Annotated in this window: 21 protein-coding genes; 2 read left to right on the top strand and 19 right to left on the bottom strand. The window is 42.3% G+C overall.

The genetic code is table 11. From position 1 onward, the window contains the following. Window positions 1-26: 26 nt before the first annotated feature. The 6 genes from recG to ACQKKO_RS19510 form a co-directional block, all read right to left on the bottom strand. Window positions 27-2078, bottom strand: a complete 2052-nt coding sequence (recG, locus tag ACQKKO_RS19535; protein ID WP_498650161.1) for an ATP-dependent DNA helicase RecG — start codon at window positions 2076-2078, stop codon at window positions 27-29. After that, window positions 2075-2959, bottom strand: a complete 885-nt coding sequence (sdaAA, locus tag ACQKKO_RS19530; RefSeq protein ID WP_498650159.1) for an L-serine ammonia-lyase, iron-sulfur-dependent, subunit alpha — start codon at window positions 2957-2959, stop codon at window positions 2075-2077. Before sdaAA ends, recG begins: the two co-directional genes overlap by 4 nt. Window positions 2960-2975: 16 nt before the next feature. After that, window positions 2976-3638 (bottom strand): L-serine ammonia-lyase, iron-sulfur-dependent subunit beta, encoded by a 663-nt coding sequence (sdaAB, locus tag ACQKKO_RS19525; protein WP_498650157.1) that lies wholly within the window; start codon window positions 3636-3638, stop codon window positions 2976-2978. Between the two features lie 67 nt (window positions 3639-3705). Then, the gene (locus ACQKKO_RS19520; RefSeq protein WP_498650155.1) at window positions 3706-4569 is read right to left on the bottom strand and encodes a DegV family protein; all 864 of its coding nucleotides are present in this window, start codon (window positions 4567-4569) and stop codon (window positions 3706-3708) included. Between the two features lie 29 nt (window positions 4570-4598). Further along, window positions 4599-6293: a DAK2 domain-containing protein gene (locus ACQKKO_RS19515; protein WP_498650153.1), complete on the bottom strand. Its 1695-nt coding sequence runs from the start codon at window positions 6291-6293 to the stop codon at window positions 4599-4601. A 21-nt stretch (window positions 6294-6314) separates the two neighbouring features. Continuing rightward, window positions 6315-6677, bottom strand: a complete 363-nt coding sequence (locus ACQKKO_RS19510; RefSeq protein ID WP_203087286.1) for an Asp23/Gls24 family envelope stress response protein — start codon at window positions 6675-6677, stop codon at window positions 6315-6317. Between the two features lie 198 nt (window positions 6678-6875). Here ACQKKO_RS19510 and rpmB point away from each other — a divergent pair, with 198 nt between their 5' ends. Beyond that, window positions 6876-7064: a 50S ribosomal protein L28 gene (gene rpmB, locus ACQKKO_RS19505; RefSeq protein WP_143848813.1), complete on the top strand. Its 189-nt coding sequence runs from the start codon at window positions 6876-6878 to the stop codon at window positions 7062-7064. 42 nt (window positions 7065-7106) lie between these two features. Here the strand turns inward: rpmB and spoVM are convergent, their stop codons facing one another. The 13 genes from spoVM to ACQKKO_RS19440 form a co-directional block, all read right to left on the bottom strand. Then, complete coding sequence (spoVM, locus tag ACQKKO_RS19500) at window positions 7107-7187, bottom strand: stage V sporulation protein SpoVM (RefSeq protein WP_203087528.1); 81 nt, start codon at window positions 7185-7187, stop codon at window positions 7107-7109. 205 nt (window positions 7188-7392) lie between these two features. Then, entirely contained in the window at window positions 7393-8055 is a 663-nt protein-coding gene (rpe, locus tag ACQKKO_RS19495; protein ID WP_498650150.1) for a ribulose-phosphate 3-epimerase, read from the bottom strand. A gap of 1 nt (window position 8056) precedes the next feature. Further along, window positions 8057-8938, bottom strand: coding sequence for a ribosome small subunit-dependent GTPase A (rsgA, locus tag ACQKKO_RS19490; RefSeq protein ID WP_498650148.1), 882 nt, complete (start codon window positions 8936-8938; stop codon window positions 8057-8059). Window positions 8939-9281: 343 nt separating this feature from the next. Further along, window positions 9282-11336, bottom strand: coding sequence for a Stk1 family PASTA domain-containing Ser/Thr kinase (gene pknB / locus ACQKKO_RS19485; protein WP_498650147.1), 2055 nt, complete (start codon window positions 11334-11336; stop codon window positions 9282-9284). Between the two features lie 5 nt (window positions 11337-11341). After that, a complete protein-coding gene (locus tag ACQKKO_RS19480) occupies window positions 11342-12103 on the bottom strand; it encodes a Stp1/IreP family PP2C-type Ser/Thr phosphatase (protein WP_498650145.1) in 762 nt (253 codons plus the stop codon). Window positions 12104-12137: 34 nt separating this feature from the next. Next, window positions 12138-13478: a 16S rRNA (cytosine(967)-C(5))-methyltransferase RsmB gene (gene rsmB / locus ACQKKO_RS19475; protein WP_498650143.1), complete on the bottom strand. Its 1341-nt coding sequence runs from the start codon at window positions 13476-13478 to the stop codon at window positions 12138-12140. Between the two features lies 1 nt (window position 13479). Next, complete coding sequence (fmt, locus tag ACQKKO_RS19470; RefSeq protein ID WP_498650141.1) at window positions 13480-14415, bottom strand: methionyl-tRNA formyltransferase; 936 nt, start codon at window positions 14413-14415, stop codon at window positions 13480-13482. A 25-nt stretch (window positions 14416-14440) separates the two neighbouring features. After that, complete coding sequence (priA, locus tag ACQKKO_RS19465) at window positions 14441-16837, bottom strand: primosomal protein N' (protein WP_498650139.1); 2397 nt, start codon at window positions 16835-16837, stop codon at window positions 14441-14443. After that, window positions 16834-18048, bottom strand: coding sequence for a bifunctional phosphopantothenoylcysteine decarboxylase/phosphopantothenate--cysteine ligase CoaBC (gene coaBC, locus ACQKKO_RS19460; protein ID WP_498650137.1), 1215 nt, complete (start codon window positions 18046-18048; stop codon window positions 16834-16836). Before coaBC ends, priA begins: the two co-directional genes overlap by 4 nt. Before the next feature lie 80 nt (window positions 18049-18128). After that, window positions 18129-18350 (bottom strand): DNA-directed RNA polymerase subunit omega, encoded by a 222-nt coding sequence (gene rpoZ / locus ACQKKO_RS19455; protein ID WP_203087295.1) that lies wholly within the window; start codon window positions 18348-18350, stop codon window positions 18129-18131. After that, complete coding sequence (gene gmk, locus ACQKKO_RS19450) at window positions 18351-18965, bottom strand: guanylate kinase (protein ID WP_498650135.1); 615 nt, start codon at window positions 18963-18965, stop codon at window positions 18351-18353. It lies immediately after the preceding gene. A 31-nt stretch (window positions 18966-18996) separates the two neighbouring features. Beyond that, a complete protein-coding gene (gene remA / locus ACQKKO_RS19445; RefSeq protein ID WP_203087297.1) occupies window positions 18997-19260 on the bottom strand; it encodes an extracellular matrix/biofilm regulator RemA in 264 nt (87 codons plus the stop codon). 458 nt (window positions 19261-19718) lie between these two features. Further along, the gene (locus tag ACQKKO_RS19440; protein ID WP_498650133.1) at window positions 19719-22424 is read right to left on the bottom strand and encodes a calcium-translocating P-type ATPase, SERCA-type; all 2706 of its coding nucleotides are present in this window, start codon (window positions 22422-22424) and stop codon (window positions 19719-19721) included. 123 nt (window positions 22425-22547) lie between these two features. On the opposite strand from ACQKKO_RS19440, the gene ACQKKO_RS19435 reads away from it, so the two are divergent. Further along, a complete protein-coding gene (locus ACQKKO_RS19435) occupies window positions 22548-24263 on the top strand; it encodes an Rqc2 family fibronectin-binding protein (RefSeq protein ID WP_498650131.1) in 1716 nt (571 codons plus the stop codon). Window positions 24264-24499 lie beyond the last annotated feature (236 nt).

The following is a 24499-nucleotide window of genomic DNA, read 5'->3' as shown; positions in this document are numbered from 1 at the left end:
ACATGAATGTTCATTGATTTCAACTGCTAATCTAATTTACCCTGATCGAGCGCTCCAGTTGTTTCTAAATACTCTCTTAGCCATTGATATTCAGGATCTTCCCAGAAGTGGGTTGAATCAACCAACGCCTGCGCATCCTGTCTTGCCACTTCAAGCGTGCGGTAATCATGGACAACATCCGCTACTTTAAAGTCTGGCAATCCGCTTTGCTTAGCTCCAAAGAAATCTCCTGGTCCGCGTAGTTCAAGATCTCGTTCTGATAAAACAAATCCGTCGTTTGTTTCAGTCATAATTCGCATCCGCTCACGGCCATTTTCCGTTTTAGGATCAGCCAGTAACACACAATAGGATTGGGCATCGCCACGCCCTACACGACCACGTAATTGGTGAAGCTGAGCCAGCCCAAAACGATCCGCATCATAGATAACCATCATGGTTGCATTTGGTACGTTTACCCCTACTTCTACAACGGTCGTCGATACAAGCACCTGCGTTTTATTTTGATCAAATAAACCCATGACCTCGTCTTTTTCATCGGAGCTTAACCGACCGTGCATTAAGCCTACAGCAAAACGTTCTTTAAAGTACCCAGTTAGGATTTGGTGCACATCCAACGCATTTTGAACGTCAAGCATTTCAGATTCTTCAATAAGTGGACAAATGACATAGGCTTGCCGGCCTTGTTGTAGCTCACGCTCAACAAACCCAAGCACGCGCTCAAGCATATCATGCTTCGCCCAATAGGTCTCAATAGGCTTTCTACCAGCTGGCATCTCATCAAGAATCGAGACGTCCATATCACCAAAAACAGAAATAGCCAATGTGCGTGGAATCGGGGTCGCTGTCATAAATAGTACATCTACATGCTCTCCCTTACTGCGGAGCAGTCTTCGCTGATTAACACCAAATCGGTGCTGTTCATCTGTAATCGCAAAACCGAGCCGGTTAAAGATCACGTCATCTTGAATTAACGCATGAGTACCAACAGCCAGATCAATGGTGCCATCTGCTAAATCTTGAAGTAACTCTCGCCGGCGTTTTCCTTTAAGAGAACCGCTAAATAATTCCACTCGTTTCCCTAACGGCTCAAGCCAACCCTTTAACGATTCTAAATGCTGTTCAGCCAGAATCTCTGTTGGAACCATTAGCGCTGTTTGATAACCTTCACACATTACACCATACAGACACGCTGCGGCAACAACGGTTTTCCCAGAGCCAACATCCCCTTGTAATAATCGGTTCATCTGGTAAGGGGATGCTAAGTCCCGAACAACTTCTTGAATAACACGTTGCTGTGCATTTGTTAATGGGAAAGGTAAGGAACCGATAAATGTGTTAAGAATCTCTTGGTTAACCTCTATCGCTTGTCCACTACTTTGCTCTCGTTGAACTTTTCTAAATAGCTGCATCTTTAATTGAAATGCAAGAAATTCCTCATACACCATGCGTCTTCTCGCTTGTTTAACAGCCCCTTGATCAGTCGGGTGGTGAAGCTGGGTGACTGCTTCATGCTTCGATACAAGCTTATACTTCGTTCGAACGGCTTCAGGAAGTGGTTCAGGTACTTCCGAACCAAATTGCTTTAATGCTTGAGCAATAGCCCCTTTAATCATCTTACTTGTAACCGTTCCTGAAGCAGAGTACACAGGTTCAATTGTCTGTTCCTGCTGGATGGCACCTTGGTGAATCTCCGTACCAGTTATAGTCATACGGTGACGATCCCACTTACCAGAAACCGTTACCTCCGCACCTAATGATAATTGTTTTTTTAGAAACCCTCGATTAAAAAACGTAACGGTAACGAGCAATTTTCCTACAAGCATCCGAAAGGATAAACGGTTTTTCTTTTTTCCATAATACCGGACGGACGGCTCACTATGAATCGTTCCAATTACCGTAACGCGTTCGTCATGCTCAGCAGACTGAAGATCTTTGACTTTGTAATCTTCATATCTGAAAGGAAAATACTCAAGAAGATCACCAACTGTTTTAAGCTTTAATCCTTCAAACAGCTTTGCCTTCTCTTCCCCGATGCCAGTTACGTCTGTAATCGGGCGTTTGTGAGGATTTATACTCATTTGTCCATTGACACTCCAAATATTTCAGCTTCGAGTCTTCTTCCAGTTGGCGTAGCTGCAAGTCCACCTTGAGCTGTTTCTTTTAATGCTACCGGCATCGTTTGACCAATACGATACATCGCATCAATCACTTCATCGCAAGGGATTCGACTGGTAATGCCAGCAAGCGCCATGTCAGCAGCAGTAATGGCCACAGATGCACCCATTGCATTACGCTTCACACAAGGTACTTCTACTAATCCAGCTACTGGATCACAGACAAGTCCAAGCAAATTTTTTAATGCAATGGCGAGCGCCTCTCCTGATTGCTCTGGCGTTCCACCAGCAAGCTGAACGAGCGCCGCTGCTGCCATCGCTGAGGCAGAACCGACCTCTGCTTGACAGCCACCAGCTGCTCCTGAGATTGACGCATTATTGGCAATCACAAAACCAAACGCTCCTGCCGCAAATAAATAATCAATCATCTCATCATCTGTTGGTTGCAATCTGTTTTGCATGCCAAAAAGTACACCAGGTACAACTCCAGCTGCTCCGGCTGTAGGCGTTGCACAAATGGTTCCCATCGCTGCATTGACTTCGTTTGTGGCCATCGCTTTACTAACAGAATCAAGTAAGTTGTCTCCACCAAGCGTGTTGCCTTTTGCAATATAAGCTTGTAGCTTTTTAGCATCTCCACCTGTTAAACCTGATACGGATTTGATATCTTCCGTTGTTCCTCTCTTTACCGCTGCTTTCATGACGTCCAAGTTTGCACGCATTCGCTCGATCACTTGCTCACGCGAGCGTCCTGTCTCTTCCACTTCTTGACGGATCATCACTTCAGCAATGGAAATCTCATCAGATACGGCTCTTTCTATTAATTCAGCTGCATTCCGAAACATGATATCCCTCCAATTCTTATTCGTGAATATTTGAAACGAGTTTAATATTAGGTAACGAAGAAAGCTCATCAAGTAACTTTTGTTCAACATTTTGGTCAACTTCCATTACCATTAAAGCCTCTTCTCCTTTTTCTCTTCGTGACACTTCCATATGACCGATGTTCATTTCATATTTTGCTAGTAAGTTTGAGACGGCTGCAATCACTCCATAACGATCATGATGCACAACAAAAATTGCTGGGTGATTTCCAGATAAACGTAGTTTAAATCCGTTCATCTCAATGATTTCAATTTTACCTCCACCGATAGAAATCCCAACCAGCTCCATTGATTTTTGCTCGTTTTCCAGGACAATCCGCATGGTATTCGGGTGATCCGTGACGGCATCTTCTTCATGAAATGAAACCGCGATTCCGGCTTTTTTGGCCAATAATTCTGATTCTCGAATTCTCGGATCGTCTGTATCAAAATCTAGGATGCCCCCAACGACTGCTACATCGGTTCCATGGCCTTTATACGTTTGTGCAAACGAGCCATATAAATAGATGTTTGCCTCTGTTGGATCGCCGTTAAACAGCGTACGTGCGACACGACCAATTCTAGCAGCACCTGCAGTGTGCGAGCTAGAAGGACCAATCATAATAGGACCAATAATATCAAAAACGGTCCGATATTTCATATATAATCCCTCTCTCTTTCGTAAAAAAAGACTGACCTGAATGGAAGCGTCAGTCTTTTTAAAGAATTTATTTGTTCGAAGCTTTTGTACAAGAGATTGACACCGTTCCCGGCCCCACATGGGCACCAATAACCGCTCCAATCGATGTATTCACAACAGACTCCACCTGACATTCCTGTTTCACTCGTTCAATTAGTTCATTCGCAAGCTCTTCATTTAAAGCATGCGAAGCTCCAATATGAATTGGATCATCGCCATATTGATCTTTAATCGCTTCAATAATGCGAGCTACTGCTTTTTTAGGTCCGCGCGCCTTATCAAATGGATAGACTTCGCCTTCTTTAGATAATGAAAGAATCGGTTTAACCTTTAATAAAGAACCTAAAATGGCCGAAGCCTTTCCAATACGTCCGTTCTTTTGAAGGTATTGTAAGGTATCTACCAGAAAATAAACTGTTGTCTCTTGTAATAAATGTTCTAATCGTTCATCTAAAACGTCAACAGACTGGCCTTCCTTAGCCATTCTTGCCATCTCAGCGACAATAATGCCAATCGCATAAGAAGCCTGCTTCGAATCAATCACTCGAATATCAAGTTCATCTTCTAAAGCTTGTTTAGCAATGCTTGCTGATTGAAACGTTCCACTTAGCTTTGATGATAAGTGAATCGAATAAATAACCTCAGCACCGTCTGAATGAATAGACCGATAGAGTTGCTCAAATTGATGAGGAGTCGGCTGAGATGTTGTTGGCATAACGTCATCCGTTTCCAGCTTCTCGTAAAAATCTCTTGGACTTAATGTCACTCCGTCTTCATAGGTTTCTTCTTCAGAAAACACTACGTTTAAAGGAATCACTTCTATACCCCATTGCTCCACAAGCTCACGAGGAATATCGGCTGTACTGTCTGTAACAATTCGTATCTTTGACATTGGTACACCCCTCCTTTTCTGCTGAGCTTTTATTCAACAGAAAAAATATAAGAATATAATGGCTGATCCCCTTGATGAATATCCAATTCAACATCGGTAAATGTGTCTTCAAGATACTGAATTAATGCTTTGGTTTCACGTTCTGACACATCTTCACCAGCCAAAACCGTAACCATTTCACTCTCTTCATCGATCATATGTGAAAGAAGCTCCTTAGCCGCTTCAACTAAATCTTTATGGGTATTCACGATTTTTTTATCGGCAATTCCAATATAATCATCTTTTTGGATTTGTAGGCCTTCGATTTGTGTGTCCCGAACGGCATAGGTTACTTGGCCGGACTTTACTGTTTTCATCGCTTCGTTCATATGAGACGCGTTCTTCTCAATATCAATTGAAGGATTGAATGCAAGTAAAGCTGCAAGTCCCTGAGGAACCGTTTTTGATGGAATGACAATGGCCTTTGAATCCACAACGTCAGCTGCCTGTTCGGCTGCCATAATGATATTTCCGTTGTTTGGTAGAATCAATATATTTTTCGCATTTACTTTGTTGATTGCACTAACAATATCCTCGGTGCTTGGATTCATGGTTTGCCCACCTTGAATGACCTCTTGAGCACCTAACCCCTTAAAAAGTTTAGAAACTCCTTCGCCCATCGAAACGGTTACAATTCCAAACTCACTTTTAGACGTTTCTTTTTGTGTCTCCGCTTGTTCGGAATCACCATAAAACGCCTGTGTTTCATCCAGAAGATGCGTATGCTGCTCTCGCATATTCTCGACCTTAATATTAATAAAATCACCATAACGCTGTGCACGTGATAAAACCTCACCCGGATATTCAGCATGAATATGAACCTTAAGTAAGTCTTCATCAGACACTACAAGTAATGAATCACCAATTTCACTTAATTCATTGCGGAAATCTTCTTCGATAAACGCGTCTTTTTTCAAACGTTCTTGATCAAAACGAACCATCACTTCCGTGCAATAGCCAAACTCGATATCTTCGGTCGCCATATGGCTTTGTGCTAGTTGATGATGGTGCTCAATTTTAACCAGGTCGTCCATATTTGGTGTGACTGGTTGCTGATCTTTTAATTTTTTGCCTTCAAGAACAGCAAGGAACCCTTCATAAATGTAAAGTAAGCCCTGTCCACCAGAATCAACTACGCCTACTTCCTTTAGTACTGGAAGGAGATCAGGTGTCCGCTTTAGTGACGCTTTCGCTTCTTTTACAACATCACTCATTACAACAATGATATCATCGTTCTTTTTGGCTGACTTTAAGCCTTGTTTGGCTGAGTCCTTGGCAACCGTTAGAATCGTTCCTTCTACTGGTTTGATCACAGCCTTGTATGCTGTCTCAACGCCTTTCTCAAACGCTTTAGCGAAGTCTTCAGCATTTAGTGTTTGTTTCCCTTCTACTGCTTTAGAAAACCCTCTAAAAAGCTGTGATAGAATGACTCCTGAATTCCCTCTAGCTCCCATTAACAAACCTTTAGCAAAGGAAGCAGCGATCGTCCCTGCATCCTTTGCTGTTTGTGCTTGCACTTCCTTCACACCTGATGTGATTGAAAGGTTCATATTTGTCCCTGTATCACCGTCTGGGACTGGAAACACATTTAGGGAGTCCACAATCTTAACGTGCCTCGATAAATTATCCGCTCCCTCAATAAACATATGAGCGAGCTTATTTGCTTCTAGTCTCTTAACCGTCACAACATTTCCTCCTAACTACCCCTAAGTGTTTAACACTCGAACACCTTGTACAAAGATGTTAACAGAACCAACATCTAACCCAAGCATTTGTTCCAGTTGATATTTCACTTTTGTTTGTACGTTATGTGCTACTTCAGAAATTTTAGTACCGTAGCTTACGATAATATACATATCAATATGAATGTCCTCTTCTACCTCGCGAATTACGACGCCTCGACGGAAATTCTCTTTACCCAGTAAATCAGACAACCCATCTTTTATTTGCTTTTGTGAAGCCATTCCAACGATTCCATAGCAGTCAACTGCTGCTCCACCGGCTACCGTTGCGACAACATCTCTTGAAACATCGACCATTCCAAGTTGAGTTTTCATTTCAATAGACATATGTATCCTCCTTTAAGAACTGCACATTAGCTTCATTTTACTATACATTAGGCGATTAGGAAAGAAACAATAGGGGTGTCAAGGATTCTCCCTTGATAAAGTTATCACTTTCTATTGCTTTCTTTTTATGCCTATGCTAAGATATTCGAGTATGAATTGGTCTCATCGTAAGGTGGAATGAATAAGGAGGTGCAAGTCATGGCCCGTGTTTGTCATATTACAGGCAAAAAAGCCCGTACTGGTAATAAGCGTTCTCACGCTTTAAACAAAACTAAGCGCCGTTGGGGAGTTAACGTACAAAAGGTACGTATTCTTGTAGACGGTAAGCCGAAACGCGTATACGTTTCAGCTCGCGCGCTTAAATCAGGAAAAGTACAACGTGTTTAATTGAACCTAGCAAAAAAGCACCGTATATTCGGTGCTTTTTTGCTAGGCTTTTTTAAATGAACTAAGTACAGCCCTCACAAATCCACCGAGAAACTTGGGCAGCTTGATGGTATAAAACTTCATGGCTCCTCCTCCTTAGCGAAATTCGCCAACACAGCTGATCACAACGGAACAACGGGATGTTTTAAAGCCCTTACCAAAACGAACGCTTGCGTCACACTAAGCTTTTTCCCCCAAAAATGAATGAATAAAGCCTACTTTGTCTTCCGAGAACAGCCAAGCTATTCTTTACCACCATGCTATGCCCTAAAATCCAAAAACAGAACTATTATTGCTCTACAGATTGCGAGTGGCGAATATCTTGGATCGCTTTCCGACGATCAGATGCACCAAAAATGGCTGATCCAGCAACAAGGACAGTAGCACCAGCGTCAAGGCAAGCTTTGGCTGTTTGAGTATTAACTCCTCCATCTACTTCTACTTCAAAGGAATACCCATCACGTTTACTGTATGCAGCAAGCTCTGAAATATTGCCTAAAACTCCCTCGATAAACTGCTGTCCGCCAAACCCAGGGTTCACTGACATCTGTAGGACAAGATCAACATCCTTTAGGATGGGCACAACAGACCCGACCGGCGTTGCTGGGTTTAGAACCACACCTGCTTTTACACCATGCTGTTTGATTAATTGAATGGTCCGATGAAGATGTGTACATGCTTCAACATGGACCGAAATAATATCTGCTCCCGCTTTAGCGAAAGCCTCTATGTATTGATCTGGATTTGCGAGCATTAAATGAACATCCAACGGAAGGGATGTATACGGGCGAATGGCTTCAACGATTAACGGGCCAATCGTTAAGTTTGGTACAAAATGTCCATCCATTGCATCCACATGGATGTAGTCAGCACCACTTGCTTCAACATCTTGTATTTCTGCTCCAAGTTTTGCAAAATCGGCTGATAAAATAGAAGGAGCGATTTTAATCATATTAGTATCTCCTTTTTCTCTGATGAATTTCTTCTAAAAATAATAGATAATGCTCGTATCTGTAGGATTGGATTGCACCTTCTTGGACCGCATCTTTAACTGCACATTTAGGTTCAGATGTATGCAGACATCCACGGAATTTGCAATCTGGGATTCGCATAGCAATCTCCGGAAAATACAGTCCTAGGTCCTCTGCTTCAATCTCTGTAAATTCAACAGAGCTAAATCCAGGTGTATCGGCTACTAATCCAGAACCAATGCTTAAAAGCTCAACATGTCTCGTTGTGTGCTTCCCACGCCCTAAATGAGTAGAGATCTCATCGGTTTCAATTTGTAGATTTGGTTTCAAAGTATTCAGTAACGAGGATTTTCCAACTCCGGATTGCCCTGCTACTACGGATACACGATGGTCAAGATCTGGTAACAACCAAGTGACACCTTGCTCGTCTTCTTTTGAAGTTAACCTTACGCGATAACCAATGGCTTCATAATGCCCTACATAGTCTCGAATCTCCGCTTCCTGATCACCGTCTACTAAATCCATTTTGCTAATGAGAATCACTGGTTCAATGCCACTCGCTTCGATGTGAACGAGAAATCGATCAAGTAAATGCGTGCTAAAATTAGGTTCTAAGGCAGAGAACACAAGAAGAACTTGATCAACATTTGCAATTGGTGGACGAATGAGTTCATTTTTGCGCTCTAGCAATTCCATAATGTACCCATCTGTGTTGTTTTCAGCCTCATACTCAACACGGTCTCCAACTAACGGCTTGCGCTTTTGCTTTCGGAACAATCCCCGACCACGACATTGAATATACGAGTCTCCATCTTGTACATAATAAAATCCACTAAGTGATTTTACGATTAATCCATTTGGCATAAAAACCTTCTTTCTCGTTCAATTATTAGAGTTGATGCGTGTCTTTGTATGAAAAATTCAGCAAATGAGATGGGGCTGGGACAAAACATAAATCCGCTTATGAAAACACGATTTCAGCAATTTAACCGCTACAGGAGATTCCCTCGCTTTCCGTGGGTACGGCCTCAGCCACATCCGCGAAAAACCGTCGCTCCTGTGCCTTCACCGCGCACTTATCCACAGGAGTCTCGGGTTCTCCTACCGCTCGTTTTGTTAAATACAAATGTCGAATGATTTGATTGAAAAATCATTCGACATCTTCTAATCAGTTTGTGTAATGTCCCGAGTGCATCATCAGTTACTATTATTCGTACGTTCGTTCACTTGAGCTTTTGATTAATTCGTCATTAATATACAAATCAAATGAACCAGAGTAGCTTGGGCTTACTCGAATCGGAATCGTGTATGTTTTGGATTCAGAAATCTCTTCATCCACAAACACTTCATCCTCTCCCTCCGTTGATGCATCACGATAAACAATTCGGATATCAAATACTTTTCCATCCTCTTGTTCCTGCTGAGAAACTTCAACTGGTTGACTAACATCAATGACCCGACTCGGTTCTTCGTCGTCATCCGGTTCGTCATCAGCTGGCGTATCGGTTGCAGGAGGTGCAGTTCCTCCCGGTGACTCCCCTTCTGCTCCTCTGGATACAACCACTTCTACATTACTTCCAGGATCAAGCATTTCAAATGGTTCAGGGTCTTGAGAAATGATTCTTCCTTCAGCAATCGTATCGCTATATTCAAATGAAAATCGGCCTCTTAATCCCTCATCATTAAAATAAGAACGAGCTTCTTCTTCCGTTTCACCTTCTAGATTTGAAAGACGAATTTGACTTTCAACCGCATATGTTAAATAGACTGGAGTGGTTGAGGGTACAATGGTTGATCCTACAACTGGTGTTTGACTAATGACGGTTCCTTCAGGTTTTTGATTGTTTTCCCTTGTTACTCTTTCAACTGTAACGTTTAATTGCTCCAGTAATCGTTCTGCTTGATCAATGGGTAAGTCCACATAGTCTTGTAATGTGATCTCTTCTTCTACACCACTCACTTGCACACGAACTGTTGAGCCTTCTTTTACCGAGGACCCTACACGTGGGCTCACCGAGATCACATTCCCTGCTTCCACAGAGTCATCTTCAACCTCTTGAATATCTACAGTTAAACGAAGATCTTCAAGCGTTTGCTCTGCGTCTTCGATGGGTTCATCAATGATATCTGGAATGGTTACTTCTCCCACACGAAAAACACTTGGTAAAATGGCAAATGCAGTGGCCCCAACAACTAAAGTGAAAAGAGCCGCGAGCATAAGGATAATCAGCCATTTTTTTCGCTTTTTCGGTTTTTTTGGTTTAGCGATTGGCTCAGCTTGTGATGGTTTCGTTTCCGTAACCTGTTGGATGGGTTTTGTTGGTTCCGCTGCAATCGTTTTTTCTAAATCAACTGATTCAGGAAGCTTCCCAACAAGCGGTACCGCCTTGGTCACTTCATGATCCTCTTCCTTCTTAAATGCATACGGCGTTTCATCCGATCGATCTGGATCTAAAAGTGTATACGTATCCTCTTCCATTTCCTCAGCCGTTTGATATCGTGCAGCAGGATCCTTCATCGTGGCTTTGTGGATCATATTTTCAACACTTTGCGGGATCGACTGGTTGATTTGACGTATGGATGGCATGTCATTTTGTAAATGTTTAATCGCAATAGAGACAGCTGTATCACCTGAAAAAGGTAGTACCCCTGAGAGCATTTCATAAAACACGATGCCAAGAGAATAGATATCGGAACGGTAGGTAATATGGCCACCACGAGCTTGTTCAGGTGATAGATAGTGAACAGAACCCATAACTGAGTTCGTATGCGTAATGGTCGCAGCAGACATTGCTCGTGCGATACCAAAATCAGCTACTTTTGCTTCCCCATCTTCACTAATTAAAATATTATGTGGCTTTATGTCACGATGTACAATTTGGTTAGCATGGGCGTGAGCCATCGCAGCTAGAATTTGTTTAAGATAGCCTAATGCCACGTCCACTTGTAGTGGACCTTCTTGTTGAATCAACTCTTTAAGAGTCTGACCCTTAACATATTCCATCACAATGTAATATAAGTTGCCTTCTTCACCGACATCAAAAATATTCACAATATTGGGGTGAGCTAAGCTCGTTGCCGCTTGTGCTTCTCTTCGAAATCGTTTAATAAACTGTTCATCATCTGAGAACTGGGGCTGGAGTACTTTAACCGCCACGTGTCGATCCAAAATCACATCTAGAGCCAGATAGACGTTGGCCATTCCGCCCCCACCGATGCTTTCAATGATCACATACCGGTCGCTAATTCGTTGTCCTATCATGCAGATCACCCGACCTCATCAGAATCTGCAGGAAAACGTACCAGCGCAATGGAGATATTATCTTCGCCCCCACGATTGTTAGCTTCCTGAATACATTGTTTGGATACCTCTTCTACAGAATCATTTGAGCTAAGGAATGATTCAATGTCTGTGGTTGAAAGTTTATCGGATAATCCATCAGAGCATAAAAGTAAATCCCAAGGTGCTTCCAATGAGAAAATCATAACATCCATTTTAATATGAGGCTCAGTACCAAGCGCCCGCAATAGTACATTCTTTCGCGGATGATTCTCTGCCTCTTCGGAAGAGATTTGACCTGTTCGTCTCAGCTCTTCTACTAATGAATGATCTGCTGTTTTTTGAGAAAACGATTCGTCTGTCCGTAAGTATGCGCGGCTGTCACCGATGTGACCAATTGCGACGTATTCTTCTGTGCAAATCGCTGCCACAAGTGTGGTTCCCATACCTTGACATTCTTCATGAGTATTCGCATGATCATGGACAGCTAAGTTAATTGACGAAAATTGCTCCTTAAGCCAGTTCTCCGCTTCATTAGCTGTGAGTGGTTGATCTAGCTTCTCCCACGCCTTACTCAGTAACCGGGACGTCATCGCACTTGCTACATCACCTGCTAAATGACCTCCCATTCCATCAGCAACAAACGCAAGAAGTCCTGCTTTTGTTTGATAGATTCCACCTGAGTCCTCATTGTGAGACCTAACTTGTCCTACATCCGATAAGAAAATATAATCTAGGCTGTTACTCATTCATCCACCTCTTTTCATGAGCTTACTTATTTCTTTATGCATTTCTTTTTAAGGCCGTAATAAAAAATCCATCTGAATGATGATCCTGAGGAAGAACAGTGACCATCCCATCCGTAAACCTCTCTGAATCAAGCGCCTTTGGCAATCGATCTTTCAAGCTAGAATCCAATGAAAATTGCGGGTTTTCCGTCAAGAATGCTTGTACTGTTCCTTCATTTTCATCCTTATCCACTGTACACGTGCTATATACGAGAAGACCCCCGACATTTACACACGTACTAGCTGCTTGCAAGATATCTTTTTGAATGGTCGCAATCTGTTGAACGTCTTTTTCAGATTTTGCCCACTTAATATCAGGCTTTCGTTTTAACACACCAAATCCAGTACACGGCGCATCTACGAGTACTCGGTCGTAACGCTCAGTATGGTCTACGAGCTTTCTCGCATCAAGCGCTTGTGCTTCAATAATCGACAGCTCTAAACGACCTGCTTGTTGCTTAATAAGCTTCACCTTTTGTGGATGGAGATCAAGTGCCAACACATGGCCCTGATTGTTCATTCGTTCTGCTAAATGAGTTGTTTTCCCCCCAGGAGCTGCACACGTATCTAGTACGTTCATCCCTTCCTTTGGAGCAAGAGCTCGTGCCACCAGCATGGAGCTTTCATCTTGAGCTGTCATCAGTCCACTTAGGTAAGCAGGAGATTCAAATACAGCCCCCTTTACAATGATAATCCCGTCCTCAGTAAGTTCTGCAGGTTTAGCCTCTATTCCTTCTTCTTCAAGTTGATTAAGTAGTGCATCTCTTGTCGTTTTCACCGCGTTGATTCTCATCGTAACAGGAGCAGGGGTAAGGTTTTCCATACACATCGCTTCTGTTGCTTCTAGTCCATACTGATCAATCCAACGTTTAAGTAACCAGCTTGGATGGCTTGTTTCAATTGATAAACGCTCAATTGGATCTTTAATTGCATCAAATGATGGACGTTCCGTTCGCTGAAAGCTTCGCAGAACACCATTCACCATCCCGCTAATGCCTTTATGCCCTAAACTTTTCGCAATTGTTACGGCTTCATGAACAACTGCACGCTCCGGTACACGATCTAAGTAAACCATTTGATAGATCGATAAACGAAGAAGTACCAAAACCCATGTATCTAGTTTTGCTAAATCTTTTTTTATTAATGGTTTTAAATAGTAATCTAGCGTTAGCTTTCGCTGAATGGTCCCGTATACGATCTCAGTTAATAACGCAGAATCACGGCGATCCAATCCTGCTTTCTTTCTTGTTTCATTTAAAAGTAGATGACTATATGCTTGGTTTTTTTCAATTTTAAGTAATACATCTAATGCAGATTCACGAACTGTTTTTCCCATCTTATTCTCCTACCTTTGTTCCAAGAGCCACTTTTTGACCGACACCGCGATAGAACGCTGCTGCATCCATTCGTTTTTTACCGGCTGACTGTAATTCTGTAATTTTAATGATTCGTTGATCTCCAGTTGAAATATATAAGCCTTCGTCATTTAGCTTAACAATGACACCCGACTCGCTTTCGGTTGACTCTTGCTCTACGAGTTCTGCTTTCCATACTTTTAAATTCTGACCATCAAGTGTTGTGTAAGCCACAGGCCAAGGGCACAGCCCACGAATTTGGTTGTACAGGTCTTTAGCACTCTTAGACCAATCAAGCTTTTCCATTTCACGTGAGATATTCCTTGCGAATGTTGCTTTTTCATCATCTTGTTTAATTGGGGTGATTTCGTTATTCAATAATTGTTTAATCGTACGGATTAAAAGTGGTGCTCCAATTTCGCTAAGCTTATCATGGAGTGTTCCAACATTATCATCGTCTTCGATGACCACAGATTCTTGACTTAAGATATCTCCAGCATCAAGCTTTTGAGCCATGTACATTATCGTGATGCCTGTTTCCTTCTCACCATCAATAATGGCTTGATGAATTGGTGCTCCTCCGCGGTATTTAGGAAGAAGTGATGCGTGAACATTTAAGCATTGATACTTTGGTACATCTAAAAGCTCTTGTGGCAAAATTTGACCGAATGCCGCAGTAACAATTAAATCGGGTTCAAGCTCAGCCACTATCTGCCACTCGTTTTTAATTTTTTCAGGTTGAAGTACCGGTAATCCTAACTCTTCCGCTTTCACTTTCACCGGTGGAGGTGTTAATGTTTTTTTGCGCCCCACAGGACGATCCGGCTGAGTCACAACAGCTTTAACTGGATATGTGGAATGAAGTGTCTGAAGAACAGGCACCGCAAAGTCTGGCGTTCCCATAAATACGATATTCATAACGTTTCTCACACTGCCTTTCACCCTACATAAAAAAGTAAGGATGCATATCTAAACTAATTTGTAGTTGACCTTGTGTTGTATCGCGCATATAGTGTTGCAAAATTTGTTGCAATGCTTCGATCAGCTTAGGTTCATTTTTGTATTTTATCATGCATTGATAGCGATATCTATCTTTTATCCGGGCGATCGGAGACACTACTGGGCCTAGAATCACCGTCTCTTGACTCAACGTTCTCTTGAGAAAATCTGTAATCTTTTGAGATTTCTCAATGACATTTGGTAAGTCTGGATCTGAGATCGTAACAAGTGCCATAAAGCGGTACGGTGGGTATTCCCCTACCCTTCGCTGGGCCATCTCGGTTTGATAAAAGGTTTGGAAATCATGTGTTTTCACGAGTTGAATGCTGTAATGATCCGGAGTATATGATTGAAGCAATACTTCTCCGGGCCTCTCATGTCTACCTGCGCGTCCACTCACCTGCTCCATCAATTGAAAGGTTCTCTCCGCCGAACGAAAGTCAGGGATGTGAAGCATCGTATCTGCAGCTAACACACCAACTAAGGTAATGTTCGGAAAATCGAGCCCCTTCGCAATCATTTGTGTACCAAGGAGAATATCTGCTTCTCCTTTTCCAAATGCATCAAGTAGCTGTTGGTGGGAGCCTTTCGTTCTCGTTGTATCGACATCCATTCGAATCACACGAGCTTCCGGCAGAACGCGTGTCAGTTCTTCTTCTACCTTTTGAGTACCCGAGCCAAAAAAGCGGATGTGTTCACTAAGACATTCAGGACACTTAACAGGCATCGCTTCTTCATGCCCACAATAATGGCATTTTAACGAATGATTACTCCGATGGTATGTTAACGAGATATCGCAATGCTCACACTGCGGCACATACCCACAGTCTCGACACATTACAAATGTGGAATACCCTCGTCTATTTAAAAATAATACACTTTGTTCTCCTCGTTCTAAGCGTTTCTTTAATGCTTCCATCAAGGCCACTGAAAACATCGAACGATTGCCAGCACGCAATTCTTCTCTCATGTCAACAATATCAACTGTAGGCATTGGACGGTTGTTTACTCGATGGTGTAGAGAAAGAAGTGTGTACACTCCTTTTTGTGCCCGTGCAAACGTCTCAAGCGAGGGAGTAGCACTACCAAGAATAACTGGACACCCATGATACCGACTTCTCTCGATCGCTACTTCCTTCGTATGGTACCTTGGCATATCCTCTTGCTTGTAACTCATCTCATGCTCTTCATCCATGATAATTAAACCAAGATGTTTAAAAGGAGCGAAAACCGCTGAACGCGCTCCAACAACAACCTTTACTTCACTTCGGTGAATTTTCCGCCACTCATCGTATTTTTCACCAACGGATAGACCAGAGTGCAGGACTGCCACTTGATCACCGAAACGAGACTTAAATCTCGATACAATTTGCGGAGTTAACGAAATCTCTGGGACAAGCATAATTGCTTCTTTGCCTTGCTTTAAGACAAGATCAATAGATTGCAGATAGATTTCCGTTTTCCCACTGCCTGTTACACCATGGACTAAAAAGGTTTCGCTTTTTTCCTCATGAATCGATTTCTTGATTGATGAGAATGCTTGCTGTTGTTCATCTGTTAGAGGTAATGGAGGCGAAGAGGGAACGTCTATCCCTTGAAAAGGATCTCGATACGCTTCCTTATCCCATTCTTCTATCAGCCCTTTGTCAATTAGTGTTTTAAGGACCGCTCTTGTTGACTGAGTGAGTTGAAGAAGCTCCTGTGATTTGATTGGTTCGTTTCGTTCTGATAGGTAGCGAATCAATTCCTGTTGCTTGTGGGCTGTTGGTTTTACCAGTGTGTCATCACCCTCAGGATGAAGCTTCACCCATTTCTCTGTTTTTTTCTTTCCTTTTTCTTTTACAACATAGTGAACAGCAAGCTGACCCGACTCCATCGCTTTACGAAGGGTCCCAAGCTGTCCACCTAGACCTTCAACTGCCTCTTTCCAGAGCACACATGACTTCTCATTAAAAAGCGTTTGTAGCATCGGATGAAGAGCGGTCACATCTGTTTTTAAATGAATCTCCTTTATAACTGCTGTTTTTAATGCGGCTGGTAGCATCGCTTGAAACGCACTGATCTGAAAACAAATCGTCTTCTCTGCAAGCCACTTGCCTAGCTTAAGTAACTCGTCCGTTAGAACAGGTACTGGATCAAGTACTTCTTCGACTGATTTGAGCTTACTAACATCACTCGTCTGGGTGACATCCAATACAAATCCTTGAATTTGACGTGGACCAAATGGAACGACAACACGCATGCCTGGTTGAATGATGTCCTCAAGGTGAGATGGAATCAGATAGTCAAATAACCGATCTGTTTGCGCAGCAGGTACATCGACAATCGTTCGTGCAATCATTCGTTATAAGGCTCCTTCGCAAAATCTTTAATCGCCAATAAAATATGCTGCGCCATTTCTTTTTTACTTGCAAGGGGGTAGGATTGTTCTCCACCCAAGCGATCATAGATTGAAATAATATTTGTATCTCCATCAAAGCCAGCGCCTTTGGCGGATATATCATTGGCGACAATAAGATCAAGATTCTTTTTGGCTAATTTTGCTTTCGCATAATGCTCGATGTTCTCTGATTCTGCTGCAAACCCAATTAATAATTGATCCGCTGATTTTGTTGAACCGAGTGTTTTTAGGATATCCGTTGTTGGTTCAAGTTCAACGACCCACTGATCGTCCTTTTTTTTATGCTTTTGGGCGTAAGTAATGGAGGGAGTATAATCTGCTACAGCTGCTGATTTGATTGTCACATCAGCCGTCTTAAACACTTCTGTTGTTGCTTGAAGCATCTCCTCTGCCGATTGAACCTTGATCAACTTTACTCCAACAGGTGGTTCAAGAGAAGTTGGGCCGGAGACTAAGGTAACATCAGCCCCTTTTTCTACAGCGGTTTCCGCTATCGCATAACCCATCTTTCCAGAAGAATAGTTGGTGAAATATCGGACCGGGTCAAGCTGTTCCTGCGTAGGTCCAGCCGTAATTAATACCTTTTTACCAGACCAAAACGAATCTTTTTCTGTAAAATACGCGCGCAGTGCTTGGACAATATCAAGCGGTTCTGCCATTCTGCCTTTGCCAACCCATCCACATGCTAAATAGCCCGCCGTTGAATCAAGAAAATGGTAGCCAAAGTCTTGAAGCTTCTCCATGTTGCTTTGAACAGCAGGATGATTATACATATTAATATTCATGGCTGGTGCGATAAAAACTGGAGCTGTAGTAGCAAGCATTGTTGTTGTGACCATATCATCTGCAAGTCCATGTGCAAGTTTCGCCAAAACATTTGCAGTAGCTGGTGCTATAACACACAGATCGGCCCAGTCTGCGATATCAATATGCGCAATTTTCTCTGGATTCGGTTCGGTAAATGTATTCGTATAAACAGGGTTTCTTGATAACGCTTGAAATGTAAGAGGTTGGACGAATTCTTGCGCTGACTTAGTCATCATCACTTTAACCTCTGCACCTGCTTGTACTAATTTGCTTGTTAGGTCACAGGCCTTATACGATGCAATACCACCTGTTACACCAAGCACGATTTTTTTGCCCTCTAACATGTTCCCCGCCTCTTTCTTCTATAGTTCCTCCATCATATAAGAAAACAACCTATTTTCGCAAAAATAGGTTGTTTGGTCTTTTATTCAACAGTGTCTTCCGGTTGTAGACGTTCAAACGTCAGCTTGTCTGAAACGATTTCTTCAAGTGCCATGCCTACTGACTTATATGATTTTGGCTTATCTACTAATGGACCACGACGAGCATCCTCACTAATTTCACGTGCGCGTCTTGATGAAACCGTTACTAACGTATACTTTGAATCTAATTTCTCCATAAGCGAATCAATTGATGGATATAACATTTATTCAACCTCCACAAGTTCTTTGTATTTTTCAATTAAGCGTACACGTTTGCAATGTTCAGCCGTGACTATTGACTTAATTCGACTAACCGCATGCTCAACCGCATCGTTTTCAACCACGTAATCGTACATCTTCATTAAATCAATCTCTTCTTTTGCAACCGTCATCCGTTGATCAATGACTTCAGCTGTTTCTGTTCCGCGTCCAACAATACGATTTCTTAGCTCAGCAAGACTCGGAGGCATTAAGAAAATGAACACACCTTCTGGGAAGCTTTCCCTAACTTTCATGGCGCCTTGTACTTCAATTTCTAGAATAATGTCCTGCCCTTTATCTAATGTTTCGCGTACATAATCAACTGGAGTTCCATAAAAGTTGCCTACATATTCTGCCCATTCTAGCAGTTTATCCTCAGCAATCATTGTTTTAAACTCGTCATGGCTCTTGAAGAAATAGTTCACTCCATCTACTTCACCAGCTCTCGGGTTACGAGTAGTGGCTGAAACAGAATACTGAATGTCTGTCTCCTCTTGTCTTAATGCTCCACATACCGTGCCTTTTCCTACTCCCGCGGGGCCTGATAACACAATCAGTAGGCCTTTCTCTTTTTTCATGTGAACCGTACCTCCATTTTAAACTGTTAGCTTACGAATCCTCAGAATTTTCATCTTTAACCGTTAGCCTCTGTGCGACTGTTTCCGGCTGAACAGCGCTTAAGATCACATGATCACTGTCCGCTACAATCACCGCTCTTGTTCTACGACCATAGGTTGCATCAATCAACATGTTACGGTCTCGCGCATCTTGTATAATTCGTTTTATTGGTGCAGATTCCGGGCTCACAATAGAGATAATCCGGTTCGCTGAAACAATGTTGCCAAATCCTATATTAATTAATTGAATACTCAAAGTGGCATCCCCCTGTCTACTTGATCCATCTAGTCTCTCCGTTTGCTCTTTTTCTCATTATTATAACCAAATAATTCCTTATATTATACGAACACTTTCTACTTATACGTTGTACAATGGATAAGTAAACATTTATGTAACGAGATCGCATCCCTTCTATTCTAACGGAAACCGCGCTTAACAACAAGTCTACTTTAACTTTGAACTAAAAAATACTAATAGTAAAGTTTTGAGCATATCTGCCGCTACAATGGAAACTTCGCTTTCCGTGGGTACGGCCTCAGCCCCTTCCGTGGAAGAACGCCACTACAGTGTCTTCACCGCGCACTGTATCCACAGGAGTCTACGTTTCCATTTCCGCTATTTAGGATTCAACAAAAAAAAAACTGATGACCCTATATTAAGGTCACCAGTCTTATGTTCTTTTTGATTGAAACTTTTGCTAAGATATTTACAATCTACTTCGCACGTTTCATTAATTGGAAGCCTCCAAGGACAACAGTTGGGATTGCGGCGAGGCCGAGGACTAGTAACCATTCTCTGAGTGAAATTGGCACGGTATGGAACACTGGTTGTAGGGACGGGATGTAGATAACAGCGAGCATTAGTAGCGTTGAAATGAGGACCGCTACAACTAGGTATTTATTTTCAAACGGATTTCGGTGATAGACCGAGTATTCACTGCGGCAATCAAATACATGGATTAATTGTGCCATGACAAGAGTTAAGAAGGCTACGGTCTGAGCACGCGTTAAGTCTGCGTCGTGCTCCTGGTATACAAACCAGAAAGCAGCAAGCGTGACTAAACCTATCATAAAACCTCGACTAATAATTTTCCATGTGAGTCCTCTAGCAAATACTCCTTCATTCTGGCTTCTCGGCTTACGCTTCATCACATCTCCTTCAGCCTGATCCATTCCAAGTGCCATCGCAGGGAGACCATCTGTAACAAGGTTCACCCAAAGGATTTGGATTGCAGCAAGCGGAAGCGGTAATCCAAGAATCATCGCAAAAAGCATCACGAGAATTTCTCCAACATTTGAAGCCATCATGTAACGGATAAACTTTCTTATATTCTCGTAAATATTCCGTCCTTCTTTAATCGCATCTTTTATCGTCGCAAAGTTATCATCACTTAAAATGAGTGAAGATGCTTCCTTTGCCACATCCGTTCCGGTAATACCCATTGCAATCCCTATGTTTGCCGCTTTAATTGCAGGCGCGTCATTTACTCCATCACCTGTCATCGCCACAATATGTCCATTCGCCTGAAGCGCTTGTACAATACGCAGCTTATGTTGTGGTGACACTCTCGCAAACACAAAGATTCGATCAATTTGCTCGACTAGTTCTTCATCTGACATTTTTGAAAGAGTCTGACCATCCACCACAAGTCCTCCATTTGGAAGGATATTAAGCTGTCTAGCAATGGCAGATGCAGTGATTTTGTGATCTCCCGTAATCATAACTGTTCGAATTCCTGCTTCACGACATTCAGCAATGGAGTCCTTTACCTCCGGACGAGGAGGATCAATCATCGCTTGTATCCCAATAAACGTTAATTCTTTTTCTGTTTGATCAGCTGTTTGTATCATTTCATGTGGATCAAGCACACGGAAGGCAATCGCAATGGTTCTAAGTGCCTCCCCGGCCATTGTTGCGACAGCTTCCTCTAGTTCTTGTTTGCCTTGTGCGCTCATTCGTTCACTTCGGTCTCTTTTTAAAATCAGGCTTGTTCGAGCTGAAATCACGTCCGGTGCCCCTTTAGTAATCAGGATTCGTTTACCTGAACGATCTCGAACGATGACACTCATCATTTTCCTCGTTGAATCAAACGGAAATTCATGAATCACTTGATACTGTTTCGTAAGACCTTCTCGACTGTAACCGGCTTTCTTAGCGGCTACGACAAGGGCTCCTTCGGTTGGATCACCATCAAGAACATATTCAGTATGTGCCTTCTTAAATCGTTTTTCGTCTTTACGTTCAACAATCTCTGCATGGCTTGCAAGTAAACCGAAGCTAAGTAATTGTGCAAGCTCTCGGTTTTGTTCAGGGAGAACATTTTTCCCGTTTTCTAGAAATTGTCCGCTTGGCTCATAGCCTGTTCCGGTCACATCCCAGTAGCGTCCACCGCTCCACAGCTTCGTCACGGTCATTTTGTTTTGAGTTAATGTACCAGTTTTGTCCGAGCAAATAACAGAGGCACAGCCTAATGTTTCAACGGCAGGTAATTTACGGACAATCCCTTTTCGTTTGATCATTCGTTGTACACCGAGTGCAAGGGCAACCGTTACAATCGCTGGAAGACCTTCTGGAATAGCCGCTACAGCAAGGGAAACGCCGCTTAAAAACATTGTATTTAACTCATGTCCTTGTAATAAACCAATAACCACTACTAAAGCCGTTAAAAGAAGTGCCACAGCAATGAGCATCTTTCCAAGCTGCTCTAGACGCAGTTGAAGTGGTGTAACCAATGTTTCCGTTGTTTGGAGCAGATGAGCAATTTTCCCCATCTCTGTTTTCATCCCTGTTCCAACAACAATGCCTTGTCCGTTGCCCTGGGTGACCATCGTTCCCATAAACAACATATTTTCTTGATCTCCAATTTCCATGTCTTCAGATTGGAGACTTTGACTTTTTTTGTGAACGGGAACAGATTCGCCAGTAAGCGACGCCTCGTCCACCCGAAGTTCATTCGTTTGAAGGAGACGAATATCTGCACCAATCCGGTCCCCACTTTCAATTCTGACAACATCACCTGGAACCACGTCAGCAGATGGAACTTTCACCCATTCACCATCACGTTTGACCGTCATTTGTGGGGCTGAAAGTTCTTTTAGTGCATCTAGTGATTTCTCAGCCTTACGTTCTTGAACATAGCCAAGTATTCCGTTAAGCAAAACGATACACATAATTGTAATAGCATCAATGACTTCCCCAATTAAACCTGAAATTAACGTAGCTGCAAGCAGCACCAACACCATAAAGTCTTTAAATTGGGCAAGAAATACAAGAATCGCTGGTGTTTTTTTTCCTTCGTCTAGCTTGTTTGGTCCCACTTGATTTAAACGCTTTTTTGCTTCTTTGTTTGTGATTCCAACCTCTACATTCGAGCCGGTTTTACTGACGACATCTTCTTCTTCTTCACGATACCAATTCATCTAGACACCTCACCTACAGCCTGACTAAGTAAGCCAAGCAGTCTCTTATACAAGCCATCTTATTCAGTCAAGGTGAAAAACATGCTATACTCGTTGAAGTGAGTTTTTTTAAGAGGTGATTCGATGTCCTTTGATGGTCTTATGACAAGAGCTGTCATTCATGAATGTGCAAGTCAATTGGCCAATGGCCGTATATCAAAAATTTATCAACCATTTAAAACGGAATTAATTTTTACCATTCGAGCAAATGGAAAAAACCATTCCTTATTACTTTCAGCCAATGCAAGCTTTGCAAGAGCGCATTTGACTGAAGAAAAATACGACAACCCTTCTGTTCCACCTATGTTTTGTATGCTGTTACGCAAGCATTTAGAAGGTGGAGTGATTAAGGATATTAAACAAGATCAAATGGACCGAATTATTCATCTTGACGTAACGAATCGAGATGAGCTTGGTGATGAAAAGGATCGACGTTTGATTATTGAAATTATGGGTCGTCATAGTAACATCATTCTCATAGACCCAAAAACCAACATCATTATCGATAGCATCAAACATGTAAGGCTCGACCAGAGCAGTTATCGTACCGTTGGACCGGGTGGGGTTTATAAACGCCCACCTGAACAATTTAAAGTCAGTCCCGTAGATGCAAACGAAGAAGATGTACTAAAGCAAGTCGACTTTAACGCTGGAAAAATTTCATCTCAGCTTGTCCAGCAGTTTGCGGGATTATCTCCCTTGCTCGCTGAAGAGATTGTATCCCAGGCAGGAATGGTAAACAGAGAAAGCTTACCGAAGGCTTTTATAGAAGTGATTCAACCGATTAAAGATCATGCATATCAGCCTGAAATGGTGTTAACGGATAAGAAAGAATATTTCTACCTTGTACCCTTAACACATATTGAAGGAAGACGATTATCCTACCCTACTATTAGCCAAATGCTTGACCGTTATTTTTATGGAAAAGCTGAGCGAGATCGTGTAAGACAGCAAGCCTTTGACCTGGAACGGTTCTTACGAAATGAATGGCAAAAGAATAAACGCAAACTAAAAAAACTGCGTAAAACGTTAACAGATGCTGACCAAGCAGCGATCTATCAGAAGTATGGTGAGCTTGTAACGGCTAATATCTATCAAATTAAAAAAGGTGATATAAGTGCAGAAGTCATTGACTATTATGACGAGGAAGGCAAAACGGTCACGATTGAGCTTGATCCGTTAAAAAATCCCTCTGACAATGCCCAAGCCTACTTTAAGCGATATAATAAGGCCAAAAATTCAATACAAGCAGTGCAAGAACAAATGAGTTTGACGGAAAAAGAAATGGATTACCTTGATGGATTATTGCAGCAAATGGAAAGTGCATCTCCAAAGGATTTAGAGGAAATTCGCGAAGAACTCATGGAAGAAGGCTACATTAAGAAAAAGCAGTCGAAAAAACCACACAAGAAGAAAAAAGACGTGAAGCCTCAGCTGGAGCATTATCAGTCAACAACTGGTATTGAATTTTTAGTCGGTAAAAACAATACTCAAAATGAGTACTTAACAAACCGATTAGCAAGACAAGATGAAATGTGGCTCCATACAAAAGACATTCCAGGGTCTCACGTAGTCATTCGCTCGCTTGAGCCTGACGAAGAAACGATCCAAGAAGCAGCAACAGTCGCCGCCTTTTTCAGTAAAGCACGAATGTCGTCGTCCGTTCCAGTAGACTATACGCGTATTCGTTATGTGAAAAAACCAAATGGTGCAAAGCCTGGGTATGTAACCTATGACAAGCAAACAACCGTTTTTGTTACACCAGATGAAGATCAAGTGATGGGTTTGCGTAAAAAGTAAAGGTAAAAACGAACCGGAGAAAAACACAGTCAATTGTTTATGGAAAACGAACGCAGCAATTTATCCGCTACAGGAGAATCCCTCGCACCCACAAGAACGACCTCAGCCCCTTTCGCGGAAAAAGCGCCGCTACAGTGTCTACACCGCGTTCTGTTCCGTAGGAGCATTCCTGTGGGTTTTCTTTTGACCTATTTACACAAAAAAAGTCCTCCGTTAAGATGCAAGTAATCACACAA

This window comes from Alkalihalobacillus sp. NPDC127517 (assembly GCF_050276055.1).
Taxonomy (GTDB): Bacteria; Bacillota; Bacilli; order Bacillales; family Bacillaceae_D; genus Alkalicoccobacillus.
This window is presented reverse-complemented; position numbering and strand designations above follow the sequence as displayed.

What these genes read in the sequence shown, in the direction of transcription:
- recG (WP_498650161.1), bottom strand. Translation starts at nt 2,078, where the DNA reads ATGAGTATAAATCCTCACAAACGCCCGATTACAGACGTAACTGGCATC.
- sdaAA (WP_498650159.1), bottom strand. Translation starts at nt 2,959, where the DNA reads ATGTTTCGGAATGCAGCTGAATTAATAGAAAGAGCCGTATCTGATGAG.
- sdaAB (WP_498650157.1), bottom strand. Translation starts at nt 3,638, where the DNA reads ATGAAATATCGGACCGTTTTTGATATTATTGGTCCTATTATGATTGGT.
- ACQKKO_RS19520 (WP_498650155.1), bottom strand. Translation starts at nt 4,569, where the DNA reads ATGTCAAAGATACGAATTGTTACAGACAGTACAGCCGATATTCCTCGT.
- ACQKKO_RS19510 (WP_203087286.1), bottom strand. Translation starts at nt 6,677, where the DNA reads ATGTCTATTGAAATGAAAACTCAACTTGGAATGGTCGATGTTTCAAGA.
- rpmB (WP_143848813.1), top strand. Translation starts at nt 6,876, where the DNA reads ATGGCCCGTGTTTGTCATATTACAGGCAAAAAAGCCCGTACTGGTAAT.
- spoVM (WP_203087528.1), bottom strand. Translation starts at nt 7,187, where the DNA reads ATGAAGTTTTATACCATCAAGCTGCCCAAGTTTCTCGGTGGATTTGTG.
- rpe (WP_498650150.1), bottom strand. Translation starts at nt 8,055, where the DNA reads ATGATTAAAATCGCTCCTTCTATTTTATCAGCCGATTTTGCAAAACTT.
- rsgA (WP_498650148.1), bottom strand. Translation starts at nt 8,938, where the DNA reads ATGCCAAATGGATTAATCGTAAAATCACTTAGTGGATTTTATTATGTA.
- pknB (WP_498650147.1), bottom strand. Translation starts at nt 11,336, where the DNA reads ATGATAGGACAACGAATTAGCGACCGGTATGTGATCATTGAAAGCATC.
- ACQKKO_RS19480 (WP_498650145.1), bottom strand. Translation starts at nt 12,103, where the DNA reads ATGAGTAACAGCCTAGATTATATTTTCTTATCGGATGTAGGACAAGTT.
- rsmB (WP_498650143.1), bottom strand. Translation starts at nt 13,478, where the DNA reads ATGGGAAAAACAGTTCGTGAATCTGCATTAGATGTATTACTTAAAATT.
- fmt (WP_498650141.1), bottom strand. Translation starts at nt 14,415, where the DNA reads ATGAATATCGTATTTATGGGAACGCCAGACTTTGCGGTGCCTGTTCTT.
- priA (WP_498650139.1), bottom strand. Translation starts at nt 16,837, where the DNA reads ATGATTGCACGAACGATTGTCGATGTACCTGCTGCGCAAACAGATCGG.
- coaBC (WP_498650137.1), bottom strand. Translation starts at nt 18,048, where the DNA reads ATGTTAGAGGGCAAAAAAATCGTGCTTGGTGTAACAGGTGGTATTGCA.
- rpoZ (WP_203087295.1), bottom strand. Translation starts at nt 18,350, where the DNA reads ATGTTATATCCATCAATTGATTCGCTTATGGAGAAATTAGATTCAAAG.
- gmk (WP_498650135.1), bottom strand. Translation starts at nt 18,965, where the DNA reads ATGAAAAAAGAGAAAGGCCTACTGATTGTGTTATCAGGCCCCGCGGGA.
- ACQKKO_RS19440 (WP_498650133.1), bottom strand. Translation starts at nt 22,424, where the DNA reads ATGAATTGGTATCGTGAAGAAGAAGAAGATGTCGTCAGTAAAACCGGC.
- ACQKKO_RS19435 (WP_498650131.1), top strand. Translation starts at nt 22,548, where the DNA reads ATGTCCTTTGATGGTCTTATGACAAGAGCTGTCATTCATGAATGTGCA.